At 43.5% G+C, this 13,761-nt stretch carries 14 protein-coding genes; 1 reads left to right on the top strand and 13 read right to left on the bottom strand.

Annotated elements, in window-relative coordinates:
- Window positions 1–209: 209 nt before the first annotated feature.
- The 12 genes from ABN702_RS20470 to ABN702_RS20415 form a co-directional block, all read right to left on the bottom strand.
- Window positions 210–1,502, bottom strand: coding sequence for an adenylosuccinate synthase (locus tag ABN702_RS20470; protein ID WP_417898448.1), 1,293 nt, complete (start codon window positions 1,500–1,502; stop codon window positions 210–212).
- 280 nt (window positions 1,503–1,782) lie between these two features.
- Window positions 1,783–3,150, bottom strand: a complete 1,368-nt coding sequence (gene dnaB, locus ABN702_RS20465) for a replicative DNA helicase (RefSeq protein ID WP_417898447.1) — start codon at window positions 3,148–3,150, stop codon at window positions 1,783–1,785.
- 113 nt (window positions 3,151–3,263) lie between these two features.
- Window positions 3,264–3,713, bottom strand: a complete 450-nt coding sequence (gene rplI / locus ABN702_RS20460; RefSeq protein ID WP_417898446.1) for a 50S ribosomal protein L9 — start codon at window positions 3,711–3,713, stop codon at window positions 3,264–3,266.
- Window positions 3,710–5,680 (bottom strand): DHH family phosphoesterase, encoded by a 1,971-nt coding sequence (locus ABN702_RS20455; RefSeq protein WP_417898445.1) that lies wholly within the window; start codon window positions 5,678–5,680, stop codon window positions 3,710–3,712. The genes rplI and ABN702_RS20455 overlap by 4 nt, the downstream gene beginning before the upstream one ends.
- Before the next feature lie 473 nt (window positions 5,681–6,153).
- Window positions 6,154–7,080 (bottom strand): YybS family protein, encoded by a 927-nt coding sequence (locus ABN702_RS20450; RefSeq protein ID WP_417898444.1) that lies wholly within the window; start codon window positions 7,078–7,080, stop codon window positions 6,154–6,156.
- A gap of 165 nt (window positions 7,081–7,245) precedes the next feature.
- Window positions 7,246–7,485 (bottom strand): 30S ribosomal protein S18, encoded by a 240-nt coding sequence (rpsR, locus tag ABN702_RS20445; protein WP_204413332.1) that lies wholly within the window; start codon window positions 7,483–7,485, stop codon window positions 7,246–7,248.
- A gap of 73 nt (window positions 7,486–7,558) precedes the next feature.
- Window positions 7,559–8,089, bottom strand: a complete 531-nt coding sequence (gene ssb, locus ABN702_RS20440; protein ID WP_386644773.1) for a single-stranded DNA-binding protein — start codon at window positions 8,087–8,089, stop codon at window positions 7,559–7,561.
- 45 nt (window positions 8,090–8,134) lie between these two features.
- On the bottom strand, window positions 8,135–8,425 hold the full coding sequence (gene rpsF / locus ABN702_RS20435) for a 30S ribosomal protein S6 (RefSeq protein ID WP_386644776.1): 291 nt from the start codon (window positions 8,423–8,425) through the stop codon (window positions 8,135–8,137).
- A gap of 119 nt (window positions 8,426–8,544) precedes the next feature.
- Window positions 8,545–9,645 (bottom strand): redox-regulated ATPase YchF, encoded by a 1,101-nt coding sequence (gene ychF, locus ABN702_RS20430; protein ID WP_417898443.1) that lies wholly within the window; start codon window positions 9,643–9,645, stop codon window positions 8,545–8,547.
- A 334-nt stretch (window positions 9,646–9,979) separates the two neighbouring features.
- Complete coding sequence (locus tag ABN702_RS20425; protein WP_417898442.1) at window positions 9,980–10,180, bottom strand: DUF951 domain-containing protein; 201 nt, start codon at window positions 10,178–10,180, stop codon at window positions 9,980–9,982.
- A 37-nt stretch (window positions 10,181–10,217) separates the two neighbouring features.
- The gene (locus ABN702_RS20420) at window positions 10,218–11,099 is read right to left on the bottom strand and encodes a mechanosensitive ion channel family protein (RefSeq protein WP_417898441.1); all 882 of its coding nucleotides are present in this window, start codon (window positions 11,097–11,099) and stop codon (window positions 10,218–10,220) included.
- Between the two features lie 89 nt (window positions 11,100–11,188).
- Complete coding sequence (locus tag ABN702_RS20415; RefSeq protein ID WP_417898440.1) at window positions 11,189–12,223, bottom strand: GerAB/ArcD/ProY family transporter; 1,035 nt, start codon at window positions 12,221–12,223, stop codon at window positions 11,189–11,191.
- 97 nt (window positions 12,224–12,320) lie between these two features.
- On the opposite strand from ABN702_RS20415, the gene yyaC reads away from it, so the two are divergent.
- Complete coding sequence (gene yyaC / locus ABN702_RS20410; protein WP_417898439.1) at window positions 12,321–12,959, top strand: spore protease YyaC; 639 nt, start codon at window positions 12,321–12,323, stop codon at window positions 12,957–12,959.
- Window positions 12,960–13,014: 55 nt separating this feature from the next.
- On the opposite strand, the gene ABN702_RS20405 is transcribed toward yyaC, so the two are convergent.
- The gene (locus ABN702_RS20405) at window positions 13,015–13,719 is read right to left on the bottom strand and encodes a DUF554 domain-containing protein (protein WP_417898438.1); all 705 of its coding nucleotides are present in this window, start codon (window positions 13,717–13,719) and stop codon (window positions 13,015–13,017) included.
- Between the last annotated feature and the right edge of the window lie 42 nt (window positions 13,720–13,761).

The raw sequence follows: 13,761 nt of genomic DNA, 5'->3' as shown, positions 1-13,761 counted from the left end.
TTTCCGCACTAGGCTGCGCTTTCCGCGGTGCGGTGCTGGAGCCTCCGCTTCGCCTGTGGGGTCTCCAGCCTACCGCTACCTCCCGCAGGAGTCTTCGCCTATTACTCCAATCAACAGCTGTAGTCATATAGCCAATACTATTCTCTGATAGAACCAATAATAAAAGATGGCTGCTTATTAAGAAAGCAACCATCCCTATTTTAAATATATTATTTATTCGCGTACACGCTTCTTACAACATTCGTCTGAGAGCGGTCTGGTCCTACAGAGAAAATGGATAGAGGAATGCCTGTAAGCTGGGAAACACGCTCGATGTAGTGACGCGCATTTTCCGGAAGCTCATCAAGGCTTCTTACGCCTGTAATATCCTCTGTCCAACCTGGCATTTCTTCGTATACCGGTTCACATTCAGCAAGGATTTTCAAGCTGGCCGGGAAAGCTTCCATCACTTCGCCTTTGTACTTATATGCAACACAGATTTTCAGGGACTCAATACCTGTTAACACGTCAATAGAGTTAAGAGATAGATCTGTCAGCCCACTAACACGGCGAGCGTGACGTACCACTACACTGTCAAACCAACCGACACGACGGGGTCTTCCAGTAGTTGTACCGTACTCTCTTCCAACTTCACGGATTTGATGACCAATTTCATTGTCTAGTTCTGTCGGGAATGGACCATCACCAACACGAGTCGTATAAGCTTTCGCTACCCCAACTACGTGATTGATTTTAGATGGGCCGACACCGGAACCGATTGTCACTCCTCCAGCAACAGGGTTAGAGGATGTAACAAACGGATACGTACCTTGGTCGATATCCAGCATAACGCCTTGTGCACCTTCGAATAGCACTCTGCGGCCATCGTCTAATGCGTCATTCAACACAACGGACGTATCTGTTACATATTTCGCGAATTGCTGGCCATATTCGTAATACTCGTCCAAGATGTCCTCCAGCTTAAAGCCTTCCGCTTCGTACATCTTTTCTAGTAAGCGGTTTTTCTCAGCAAGATTGTGTGCCAATTTCGCTTCGAAAAGCTCACGGTCAAGAAGATCTGCAATACGGATTCCAACACGTGCTGCCTTATCCATATACGCTGGCCCGATGCCTTTTTTCGTTGTACCAATCTTATTTGCACCCTTACGCTCTTCCTCCACTTCATCCAGTTTAAGATGATAAGGCAAGATGACATGTGCACGGTTACTGATGCGAAGGTTATCTGTGCTTACTCCGCGATCATGAAGATATTTTAGTTCTGTGATTAAAGCTTTAGGATCGACAACCATCCCGTTACCGATAACACAAATCTTATCGCTATAGAAAATTCCAGAAGGGATTAGATGTAATTTATACGTTTCACCATTGAATTTAATTGTATGTCCTGCGTTGTTTCCACCTTGGTAACGCGCGATCATTTCTGCGTTTTCTGAAAGGAAATCCGTGATTTTGCCTTTTCCTTCATCGCCCCATTGTGTTCCTACTACGACTACTGATGCCATAGTTCGTACACCTCCACTAAATATGTAGACTTTTTTTTACTATTTTCAACCAAAGTAAGTTTATCAGGTGAACTTGAGAAAGTCAACCAAAACACGAACGTTTTTTAAAATACCAATGTTATTTGTTCGTAAATATTACAGTTTTTTTGCAATATTATTTGTTCTATAACATTTTTGATGTATCTTACAATTTGTCGAGTCCTTCATCTTTCCCCTTAAGCTTATATTCCTAGGACAATTTACATATTAAAAAGGCATCTACCAGTGTAGATGCCTTTTATTATGCCCCCGAAGGTACAGATTCATCATCAAATCTGCGCTCCAGATTAACGAATTTGTTATATTCTTTTACAAACGCCAGCGAGACCGTTCCAACTGGACCGTTACGCTGCTTGGCCAGGATGATCTCAATGATGTTCTTGTTTTCACTCTCTTTGTCATAGTAATCGTCACGGTATAGGAAGCCAACGATGTCGGCATCCTGCTCGATACTTCCGGATTCACGGATATCGGACATCATCGGGCGCTTATCTTGACGCTGCTCTACACCACGGGAAAGCTGGGACAGGGCGATTACTGGAACCTGTAATTCCCTCGCTAATGCTTTTAAGGAACGGGATATTTCGGATACTTCCTGCTGACGGTTCTCTCCGCCGTTTCTGCCGCTTCCCTGGATCAGTTGCAGGTAATCGATCAGAATCATGCCAAGGCCGCTCTCTTGCTTCAGTCGGCGGCATTTGGAGCGTATTTCGCTCACTCGGATACCTGGTGTATCATCAATGTAGATTCCCGCATTGGAGAGGCTTCCCATCGCCATGGTCAACTTGCTCCAGTCCTCAGCCGTCAATTGGCCTGTCCTTAAGTTCTGAGCATTGATGTTTCCCTCCGCACAGAGCATCCTCATGACAAGCTGCTCTGCACCCATCTCCAGACTGAAGATGGCCACATTTTCACGAGCTTTTACGGCAACATTCTGAGCGATGTTCAGAGCGAATGCTGTTTTACCAACAGAAGGACGTGCAGCGATAATGATCAGGTCATTTCGCTGGAAACCCGCTGTCATACGGTCAAGCTCGGTGAATCCTGTTTCAATACCGGTAATTTCCCCTTTACGATTGTGGAGCGTTTCGATATTGTCATAGGTTTTCACAAGTACGTCTTTTATGTTCTGGAAAACCCCGGAATTTTTACGCTGGGATACTTCAAGTATCTGCTTTTCCGCTTCGTTCAGCAGGCCTGCCACTTCGTCTTCTCTGGAGTAGCCTTCCTGTGCGATGCTAGTAGCCGTACGGATCAGTCTTCGCAGAATGGACTTTTCCTCTACAATTTTTGCATAGTACTCAATATTGGCAGCGGTTGGAACCGAGTTTGCCAAGTCACTCAAGTAGGAAACTCCCCCTACTTCTTCTAGCAGCTTCAGGTTGGCAAGCTCGGAAGTGACAGTTACAAGATCTATCGGTTCTCCGCGGTCAGATAGATTTAGAATGCAATTGAAGATTTTCTGGTGGGCAGCACGGTAGAAATCATCTGGTAAAACCAGCTCTGCCGCCATGGTAAGGGCCGATGGTTCCAGGAAAATGGCACCTAGGACGGCCTGTTCCGCTTCTATGTTTTGTGGTGGTATTCGGTCAGCAAAAAGATCGCTCATCCTTGTTCCTCCTCCCTCGTAAGCATGAATGCTTTTTATATATAATCCGTTGCAAAAAAGAAAACTCGGCTGCTGCCGAGCATCTTCTGGTTGTTGGCTTTATTGAAAATCTATTATTTTTGTTCCGTTACATGCACTTTAAGCGTTGCAATCACATCGGAATGCAGCTTAACCGGTACATTCGTATAACCTAAAGCACGAATCGCATCGTTCAACTCCATTTTACGTTTGTCGATTTTGATTTTGTGCTTTTTCTGCAGTTCTTCGGAAATTTGCTTGGTGGTGATGGAACCGAATAGGCGTCCGCCCTCTCCAGCCTTCGTTTGGAACTCCAGAGTCAGTTTTTCAAGCGTTTCCTTGAGTTCTTTTGCATTCTCAAGCTCTTGCTCTGCTTCTTTTACTTCTTTATTTTTTTGTGCCTCTAATGATTTAAGGTTACCATGTGATGCTTCCATCGCCAAGCCTTGTTTTAGTAGAAAATTATGGGCATAGCCATCTGCCACATTTTTGACTTCGCCTTTTTTCCCTTTTCCTTTTACATCTTTCAAGAATATAACTCTCATTCCTTGGTACCTCCTTCTAGGTATTCGCGAATTGCTTCTTTTAATTTCTCTTCCGCTTCATCTATCGTCATGGTTAGCTGCGTCGCTGCGTTCGTCAAGTGGCCGCCCCCTTCTAGCATCTCCATGACTACCTGCACATTGATGTCGCCAAGGGAACGGGCGCTGATACTTACCATATCGCCAGTCCGATGGGCAATCACAAATGAGGTATTGATATCACTCATGGCAAGCAAGGTGTCAGCCGCTTGCGCGATCATGACCTGGTCGAAGGAATCTTCCGGATTACCTTTTGCGATGACGATTCCATCTTCATAGAGATAGGCGCTTTCAATTAGCTTTGCACGTTTAACGAAGCGTTCCAAATTCTCTTTTAGCAGCTTTTGCACCAATATCGTATCTGCACCCTGGGAACGCAGATACGATGCGGCATCAAATGTACGTGAACCAGTACGGACTGTGAAGCTTTTTGTATCTACTATTATACCAGCAAGTAGGGCAGTCGCTTCAAGCATGGTGATTTTGATGCGTTTTGGCTGGTATTGTAAAAGCTCCGTTACAAGCTCTGCTGTTGAGGACGCATATGGCTCCATGTAAACGAGCAACGGATCTTCGATAAAGTCCTCCCCGCGGCGATGGTGGTCGATGACGACGACATCCTCAATCTTATTCAGAAGCCTTTCCTCAATCACAAGCGACGGTTTATGGGTATCTACGACCACAAGCAAGGTATCATTGGTTGCCATATCATAGGCTTCCTCAGGTGAGACAATTTTCTCCCACAGCTCGTCATGACTTTTCAATTCGCTAAGCAGACGCTGGATGCCAGCATCCATCTCATTTTGATTTAACACGATGAACGAATCCTTTTGATTCAATTCTGCCACCTTGGCAATTCCGATAGCCGCTCCAATTGCATCCATATCCGGATAGCGATGACCCATGATGATGACCTTGTCACTTTCATGTATCAGTTCTTTAAGGGCATGGGAAATAACTCGGGCTCTTACTCTTGTACGTTTTTCCATTGGATTGGTTTTTCCGCCGTAGAAACGTACTTTTCCATTTGTCTGCTTGATGGCAACCTGATCTCCGCCCCGACCAAGCGCAAGGTCGAGACTCGATTGTGCCAGATGGCCAAGCTCCGGAAGGGAAGGGACGCCTGTTCCGATACCGACGCTGAGCGTTAACGGCATGCTTTGTTTAGCCGTTTGTTCCCGGACTTCATCCAGTATGGTAAATTTGTTCTTTTCGAGTTGTACTAATATGTGTTCATTCAATACCACGATAAAGCGCTCCATCGAAGTTCTCTTAAGGAATACGCCATTTTCGGTGGCCCATTTATTGATGATGGAGGTGACTTGGCTGTTTATGGCACTCTTTGTCTGATCGTCCATGCCTTGGGTCACTTCATCATAATTATCAAGAAAGATAATACCTAGTACTGTGCGCTCTTCTTCATATTGCTTTTCAATTTGTGTCTGTTCGGTAACATCAAAGAAGTAAATAAGGCGCTCCGCCTTTTTGATTACCACTTTATATTTTCTATCATGAAGAGGGATCACTTCGGTTTCGGCGTCCTGCTTCAGTAAGGGAATCAGATTCTCCCCCACATCATAAAGCGATCTGCCGACTAAGGTTTCCTCATGAAAACAAGAGGCCAGAAAGGGGTTGGTCCATTCTATCTGATAGTCATCGTTGTAGAGCATAATCCCGATCGGCATTTCCATCAATGCCTCTTCGCCCACCTTTTTTAACCGGTAGGATAAGGTCGAGATATAAGTTTCCATTTCCTTTTTGGCTGTTTGTTCTACTTTCATATAGAAGTAAATGACGATACCAAGGAGCAGAAAACTAACTAGCCCTATTTGCCATTGGAAAAACATAATTACCCCAAACTGAATCACAGAAATGAGCAGCAGTGTATAAAAGGGATAACGGAAATTCAGTTTTTCAAAATAATTAGGCATTTATTTTTCAGCTCCTAATTAACAATTTACTGTTTATTTTGTGTCTGTGTTAAGAACCGCTGTTGATTTCCGCACTAGGCGCAGCGACCCAAGGGGCGCTGCTTGAGCCTTCTCGGGCTTTGCCCTGTGGGGTCTCTAGCCTACCGCTACCTCCCGCAGGAGTCTTCGCCTATTGCTCCAATCAACAGCTAGCATTCATAAAAAACCAACAATTTCGTTTAACAGAGAATAATGTAAATATATCCATGAAAAATAAAAATATAGTGCGGACATTATGGATATTCTGCCGCCCCTGTTGATTGGAGTTCAAGGGGTGAGACTCCTGCGGGAGTAGCGTGTCAAGGGAGACCCCGCAGGCGCAAAGCGCCGAGGAGGCCCCTGAGGCCGCCCGCGGAAAGCGAACTCCTGGAACGGAAATCAACAGGGTGTTTAAAGTCAATACATTATTTATATTTATGTCTTTGGGTAAAGTCTCATTTTTTTATTCTCTTTCGTAAATCAAATCCTAAATCTATGATGCCTACCATTCTTATTATATAGAGCAACGGAGGGATTAGAAAGGATAAAATTAGCATAATGATTGGTATTGCCTTGGCAATCTTTCTTTTATGGCAGAAGTGAAAGACAAAGGACATTCCCTGCACCGTCATGAGCAGCATAAGGATATAGGATAAATTCATGGTTGCCAGAAAAAGTGCGGAGCCCTTCTCCATTTCCATCAGGGAAAGCAGAATGACAATTAAGTAATACCACAACAGGCTTTTTGGCAGCATAAAATCACGGAATGGAGGAAAAGGCTGTACCGGTTCCTTCAGACGCTTGAGGACGAACCCTGTGATCAATTGCGAAATAAAGGCAAATACAAATGCGATGGTGACCATACCGGACGGCAAAAGGTAGTTGAATTGCTCCACCATCTGCTGCATGAGTTCCATTGCTTCCACAGAATTCTGACCAAGCGCGGTAGCCATTGCTTCTGCATTTTTCAAAGAGTCATTCAGCATTTCATCTATCAGTTCGGCAATATTTATTTCAAAAAGGACAATGGCAACCACATACCCTAGCACCAAATTCAATAGATACATTCCTGTTGACGCACCTAAAATGGCATAGCGGTTGCTATTTTTGGCGAAAAGATAGCCCATCACCACACCGACCGAGCTCATGGGAATGCTCAGAACCAGTGCTGCGGGAGAACCCATCAGTAGGCTCAGTATATTGGCAAGCACCGCAAACCATATTCCCGATTTCCAGTCGTTCCGGACCGTATAGATGACAAAAGGGACAACCAGTGCAAACAGGGTAATGACTCCGATTCCAGGTATGAATAATGTCATCAGGAGGAGCAGTACAAAGATTCCGAGCAATACGGCTCCCTCTGTAATATTTTTGGTTTTCAAAGCTTACAAACCTCCATGAATACTTTAGTTAAACTTATGTATAGTTTATCCTTTAGATACTATTACAATCAATTTCAAGGACTTTTATTCGTACCCAAACTAGCAAAAAGGAAGGCAGCAAGATATTCTCTCACTGCCTTCCTCTTTTATTGTATATGTGCGTGATTACTCACCAGATACGTATGGTAGTAATGCCATTTGACGAGCGCGTTTGATAGCGATCGTTAATTTACGTTGGTATTTTGCACTAGTTCCAGTTACACGACGTGGTAAAATTTTACCGCGCTCGGAAACGAACTTTTTCAGTACATCGATATCTTTGTAATCGATATGAGTGATACCGTTTGCTGTGAAGAAACAAACCTTACGACGTTTGTTGCGTCCACCTCTGCGTCCTCCTGCCATGTTATTCACTCCTTTGCTATTGGATTTTTGGCTTTACGCCAGAATTTTTTTATCAAAACGATTCCTTCTAGAATTAGAACGGAAGATCGTCGTCAGAAATATCGATAGGTTGACCATCATTCTTGAATGGGTCGTCATCAACACGAGTATAACCTTGGTTGTTGTTATTGCTACGTTGTTGTTGGTTCTGATCGTACCCAAACGGAGATGAACCATAGCCTTGATCTTGATTTGGATTAGGACGATTGTTGTTATATCCTCCAGAACCGCCAGAACCACCAGATCCTTTAGGCTCCAAGAATTGAACACCTTCTGCCACTACTTCCGTTACGTATACACGTTTTCCATCTTGGCCTTCATAATTGCGCGTCTGGATTCTGCCGTCAACACCTGCCAAACTTCCTTTTTTCAGGAAGTTCGCCGCGTTTTCCGCTTGTTTTCTCCAAACTACACAGTTTATAAAATCAGCTTCGCGTTCGCCCTGCTGATTCTGGAACGTACGATTTACTGCCAAAGTAAAAGTAGCAACCGCCACTCCACTTGGGGTATAGCGCAATTCAGGGTCTTTCGTTAAGCGACCAACCAATACTACGCGATTTAACATCAGAACCACTCCTCCTTGAGACGACGTCCATAAAGAGGACAACTATTATTTAACTTCTTTTTTAACAACAATATGACGGATGATATCTTCGCTGATTTTAGCTAGACGATCAAACTCTTGAACTGCAGCTGGCTCAGTAGCCACGTTTACTAACATATAGTAACCGTCACGGAAATCATTGATTTCGTAAGCTAAACGGCGTTTGCCCCACTCTTTTGCTTCAGTAAGTTCTGCACCGTTGTCAGTCAAGATCGTGTTGAAACGTTCTACAAGCGCTTTTTTAGCGTCTTCCTCAATGTTTGGACGGATGATATACATGATTTCGTACTTGTTCATCACAGTCACCTCCTTTTGGTCTAAACGGCCCTTAGATGGGCAAGGAGCAATCAATTATAAATAATCATTACTCACAAATTTAGATTATAGCAGAACGCATGTCTTTTTGCAAACTTTCCTTAGACGTTGAAACGGAAATGAATGACATCTCCATCTTTCACGAGATACTCTTTACCTTCCAGACGTACTTTCCCTGCTTCCTTCGCCGCAGTCATCGTACCAGCTGCCAGTAGATCCTCGTAGGAGACCGTTTCGGCACGGATAAATCCTCGTTCAAAGTCCGTATGGATGACACCCGCACATTGTGGTGCTTTCATTCCAGTACGGAAAGTCCACGCGCGCACTTCCTGAACCCCAGCTGTAAAGTAGGTAGCCAGTCCAAGAAGGTTGTAAGCGGCACGGATCAGTTGATCCAAACCGGACTCTTGAATTCCCAGCTCTTCCAGGAACATTGCTTTTTCGTCTGCATCAAGCTCCACGATTTCAGACTCGATTTTTGCACAGACTGTGATCACTACTGCGTTGTCTTTCTCCGCAAATTCACGAACCTGTTTCACAAATTCATTGTCTGATGTGTCGGCAACATCATCTTCCCCGACATTCGCAACATAAAGAACAGGCTTACTTGTCAATAGATGCATGCCTTTCAGATACTTCACTTGCTCATCTGTCACTTCAACAGTACGTGCAGGAAGCTCATTCTCCAGTGCTTCTTTCACTTTTACAAGCACTTCATGCTCATAAACCGCTTCTTTATCTTTTTGCTTTGCAAGCTTCCCGACACGCTCTAGACGCTTATCCACTGACTCCAGATCAGCCAAAATAAGCTCCAGGTTGATTGTTTCGATATCTGCAATCGGATCGACTCCACCAGCTACGTGTGTAATATTGTCGTCAGCAAAACAGCGCACAACGTGGCAAATTGCATCCACTTGACGAATATGGGATAGGAACTTGTTTCCAAGACCTTCCCCTTTGCTTGCACCTTTCACAATCCCAGCAATATCCGTAAACTCAAAATGTGTAGGAACCGTCTTCTTCGGGTTCACAAGCTCCGTCAGTTTCTGAAGGCGTTCATCAGGAACATCTACAATCCCAACGTTTGGATCTATCGTACAGAACGGGTAGTTGGCAGACTCTGCCCCCGCTTGAGTAATTGCATTAAAAAGCGTTGATTTCCCTACATTTGGAAGACCAACGATACCTGCTGTTAAAGCCATTTTATCCACTCCTAACTTTCCGTTAACACATATTTCAATCTCCCACAATTATAGATACAACCACCAAAAAAGACAAGGCAAACCAACATTACCCAACTATAAAATAAGGCTCTTTTCGTAAAATTTGTTGCTTTTGTCCGTAAAAAATCGGCTTTTGGATTTTTTACAGCGATAAGAACAAAAAATTCAAATTAGAAAAATGCTTCCAAATCGGAAAAGAGCACGAAAGTAAAGGAGGTCGCGTGTGTATGTTATATACGTCAAATGCAACAATATATGCGAAAAACAGCGTAAATAAAAAACAGCTGCCAATGCACAGCTGTTCTCCTACTGATTATTCTTCCTCGCTCCGCACCAGGATCTTCTTGATCTTCCTTGTGAATTCCTTCCTCGGCATCATCACGGTGTGCTGGCATCCTTCGCACTTGATGCGGATGTCCATTCCCATCCGGACCACCTTCCAGCGATTCACTCCACAAGGGTGTGCTTTTTTCATTTCCACTACATCGTTCATTCCGAATACCTTATCGCTCAATTTCTACACTCCCAATCTATTCATATCTCTATATAAATCACTGCTTTCCTTTTTCCATCTGTGGCTCCCTATTGTAAAGGACCAGCCTCGGAAACGGAATCTCAATACCTTGTTCATCCAGGCGCAGTTTTACTTCTTTTCTGATTTTACGGGAAATGTACCAATGCTTCATGGGTAGCGTCTCACACGTTATTCGCAGGACGACTTCCGAGTTTCCGAAAGTTTGGATTCCCAAGAGCTGAGGTGGTTGTACAATTTCTTCATATTTTAACGGCAATTCTCCAAGCAATTCCTCAATGACTTGCTCCGCCTTTTCTATTTCTCCCTCATACGCAATGCTGACGTCCACAATGGCGATACTATTGTGGATGGAGAAATTCGTCACTTCAATGATACTTCCGTTTGGCAGAATATTCAATTCACCGGTCCAACTTTTAATTTTCGTGGTGCGCAGCCCGATTTCCTCTACATGTCCCTCGAAAGTTCCAACCCGAACATAATCACCGACTGAAAATTGGTCTTCAAAAATGATAAAGAAACCGGTAATGATATCACGGACCAGATTCTGTGCACCAAACCCGACAGCAAGCCCTACTATTCCTGCCCCAGCCAGAAGTGCCCGCACATCGATATGCACCACTTCGAGGATCATGATGAAGGCTACAAAATAGGTGACATAGGAAATGACATTCTCCAATAATTTCACCAGTGTATTTTCACGTCTCACTGATACTTGCAAAGGTCCCTTGGCTCTTATTCTCACAAAGTTCTTTATGATGGCTTTTCCTATTCGGATAACCAAGCCAGCTACAATAATGATGGCTATGATTTTTAATAATCCTGTGCCCATGCTTATCCAAAGATCTTCATTAGTCAGTGTTTCTTCCAGCTTTTTATTTAATCGAATGATCCATTCCATTTACGCTTCAACCTCTACCTTGTAATTTGCTTGCTATTCCTTCATTTTACTTAAGCTTATCATAGCCAGCAATCCCCTATTTCACTAAACTATTTCATTTCCTCCAGCCAGTTTTTTCGGTTGGTGATGGGATATAACAAAATACAGACAAGAAGATAAAGATTGACAAGGCCAAATAGCGGGTAAAGTATTGCTACGAGAACAGAGAATCCAAAAGCGGTAAAAGGCAGCATGCAAAGAAGCAATAGCAAACAGATAACCCATAGCGGGATAGAAAGGCTTCCACTGAACCTTGTGACCAGCCCCAAAAGCCCAGAAGCGGCAGTCGTATAGATGGCAACCCAGAGAAGAAGCGTCATGACGAAAATCATATAGTAAGGATAGCTTTGAATTATCGCAAAAAGGGGAATTTCGAAAAACTCTATTTTACTTTGAACAATCAGAAGCGTCTCGTTGTAGAAAAGCGAAATGACTCCTAATATTACTCCGCTTCCGATACTTGCTATCAGAATCTCTCCCTTGGTTTTCACTTCTTTTCCTATTGCAGACAGGACCGCAACAAGAGGCAAAATGTTCAATGCGGTAAATGTAAAAGCAGCGGGCCAGTTTGAATGGTGTTGAAAGACATAAGAACGAAGGGTATCCGGACTGATCTCCGCTGTACGAAACAGCACAAAGGCAAGGATAAGAATGATGGATGGAATGATGATGCTGTTAACAGTAATCATTCCATTTACTCCAAAGACAAAGAGGATGACTAATAGAAAGCAAATAATGAAAATGCCCGCCCAGTAAGGAATGGAGAATACCTGCAAGGCTGCCCCACCGCCAGCCAGCATGACTGCGGTTGTCGCAAATAGATAAATCACCATCACCACGTTATAAATTTTAGAGATTTTGGTACCTACCAGCTTCTCCAATACGGGGGAGAAATGGGACGATTGCAGCTTTCGGCTAAGGCTGAGCACCACATGACATGCAATCATGAAGAAAATGGTGAATAAGAGGATGGCCAGTCCGCTTTCCGCCCCGAAAAATTGCCATATTTCACGCCCGGAGGCATAACCGGCACCGATAACCGTGCCTAAAATTAAAAACATCCAACGAAATCCGCTACTCCACATACATTTTACCTCCTGCCACCAATTAACCGTAAAGTGGACGTATAGTTTCCAATAAATAGTCGTATACTGTTACTACTATTAAGAAGGAGTGGAACCTATGAATCTTAAATCTAACTTTTTTGAGAAGAAAGGAGGCAATATTCGTATTGCTCATGATGAAGTAAATGCATCCAAGGAAATTGCGCTTACTTTACAGTCCAACCTACCTTCGAGTTCCATTTTTCGCCCCATCGTATTTGTGTGCATCGGCACTGACCGTTCTACAGGAGATTCTCTCGGTCCGCTGATTGGCTCCAAACTGCAAGACCAGACCCTCCATCATGTACATGTATATGGCACATTGGATGAACCTATTCATGCGGTTAATCTTGTCGAAAAGCTTGCAATGATACAATCCACCCACTTCAATCCCTTCATTATCGCCATTGATGCATGTTTGGGTAGGTTGAAAAGTGTTGGCCAACTGACAGTAGGAGATGGTCCGGTAATGCCTGGTGCCGGGGTCAAGAAAGATCTTCCGCCTGTAGGGGATATCCATATAACCGGTATTGTGAATGTCAGTGGATTCATGGAGTTCTTCGTTCTGCAGAATACAAGGCTTAGTCTTGTAATGAGAATGGCCAATGTAGTTGCCTCTGCCATTAAAGATTTGGACATGGCTTTGGAGCGAAAAAACTTTTTGGCTACGGCTTCCAAGGATAATGACATCCCACCCATGCTTCATACACAAGATTAATTACCATTTAATGTAAATAAAAAAGACTGAAAGCAATCATCAGCCTTTTTATGTTCTATAGATATAAATATTGTAATAATACTAACCCAGCTGCCACGAGTAGGCCTGGTAAGAGATTTGCAACGCGTATGGAGGTTACACCAATGATGTTCATTCCAATCGCCATGATCATGACGCCTCCTGTTGCCGTTATTTCAAAAATAAGAAGTTCCAGTAGGTCCGCTGGTACAAATTGATCAATCTGTGTTGCAAATAAGGCAATCGTTCCCTGGTACAGCATGACAGGTATTGCGGAAAACAAAACTCCTATTCCAAGTGTCGTGGTCAAGACAATACTTGTAAATCCATCGATGATCGATTTTGTATAAAGCACCTGATGGTCACCTCTTAGACCACTGTCAAGTGAGCCTACAACAGCCATAGCACCAATGACGAATATTAAAGTGGCAGTAACAAACCCTCTTGAAACCGAACCGTGCTGTCCCGTACCTACTTTTTTTTCAATCCAGATCCCTATGTTATTCAAGATTCGATCCAGGTCTATCCATTCACCAATCACTGCTCCTATAACCAAACTGATGATTACAATCAGAAACTCATTGCTCTTGAATCCCATTTGAGCTCCAAGTAAGAAAACAGCAAGCCCGATCACCTTCATGACGGTTTCTTTTGTTTTATCCGGTATTCGTGTAAAAAGCTTTCCTAATAAAGTACCAAGGATGATACATATACCATTGACTATGGTCCCTAATAAAACCAATTTAAATCCCCATTCCTATTTATCTTTTTAACTATTTTATAA

It is taken from the genome of Bacillus haimaensis, assembly GCF_048270625.1.
GTDB lineage: Bacteria > Bacillota > Bacilli > Bacillales > Bacillaceae_I > Sutcliffiella_A > Sutcliffiella_A haimaensis.
Note: the sequence above shows the minus strand (reverse complement) of the source record. Positions and strands in the feature narration are given on the sequence as shown.

What these genes read in the sequence shown, in the direction of transcription:
- ABN702_RS20470 (WP_417898448.1), bottom strand. Translation starts at nt 1,502, where the DNA reads ATGGCATCAGTAGTCGTAGTAGGAACACAATGGGGCGATGAAGGAAAA.
- dnaB (WP_417898447.1), bottom strand. Translation starts at nt 3,150, where the DNA reads ATGAGCGATCTTTTTGCTGACCGAATACCACCACAAAACATAGAAGCG.
- rplI (WP_417898446.1), bottom strand. Translation starts at nt 3,713, where the DNA reads ATGAGAGTTATATTCTTGAAAGATGTAAAAGGAAAAGGGAAAAAAGGC.
- ABN702_RS20455 (WP_417898445.1), bottom strand. Translation starts at nt 5,680, where the DNA reads ATGCCTAATTATTTTGAAAAACTGAATTTCCGTTATCCCTTTTATACA.
- rpsR (WP_204413332.1), bottom strand. Translation starts at nt 7,485, where the DNA reads ATGGCAGGAGGACGCAGAGGTGGACGCAACAAACGTCGTAAGGTTTGT.
- ssb (WP_386644773.1), bottom strand. Translation starts at nt 8,089, where the DNA reads ATGTTAAATCGCGTAGTATTGGTTGGTCGCTTAACGAAAGACCCTGAA.
- rpsF (WP_386644776.1), bottom strand. Translation starts at nt 8,425, where the DNA reads ATGAACAAGTACGAAATCATGTATATCATCCGTCCAAACATTGAGGAA.
- ychF (WP_417898443.1), bottom strand. Translation starts at nt 9,645, where the DNA reads ATGGCTTTAACAGCAGGTATCGTTGGTCTTCCAAATGTAGGGAAATCA.
- ABN702_RS20420 (WP_417898441.1), bottom strand. Translation starts at nt 11,099, where the DNA reads ATGGAATGGATCATTCGATTAAATAAAAAGCTGGAAGAAACACTGACT.
- ABN702_RS20415 (WP_417898440.1), bottom strand. Translation starts at nt 12,223, where the DNA reads ATGTGGAGTAGCGGATTTCGTTGGATGTTTTTAATTTTAGGCACGGTT.
- yyaC (WP_417898439.1), top strand. Translation starts at nt 12,321, where the DNA reads ATGAATCTTAAATCTAACTTTTTTGAGAAGAAAGGAGGCAATATTCGT.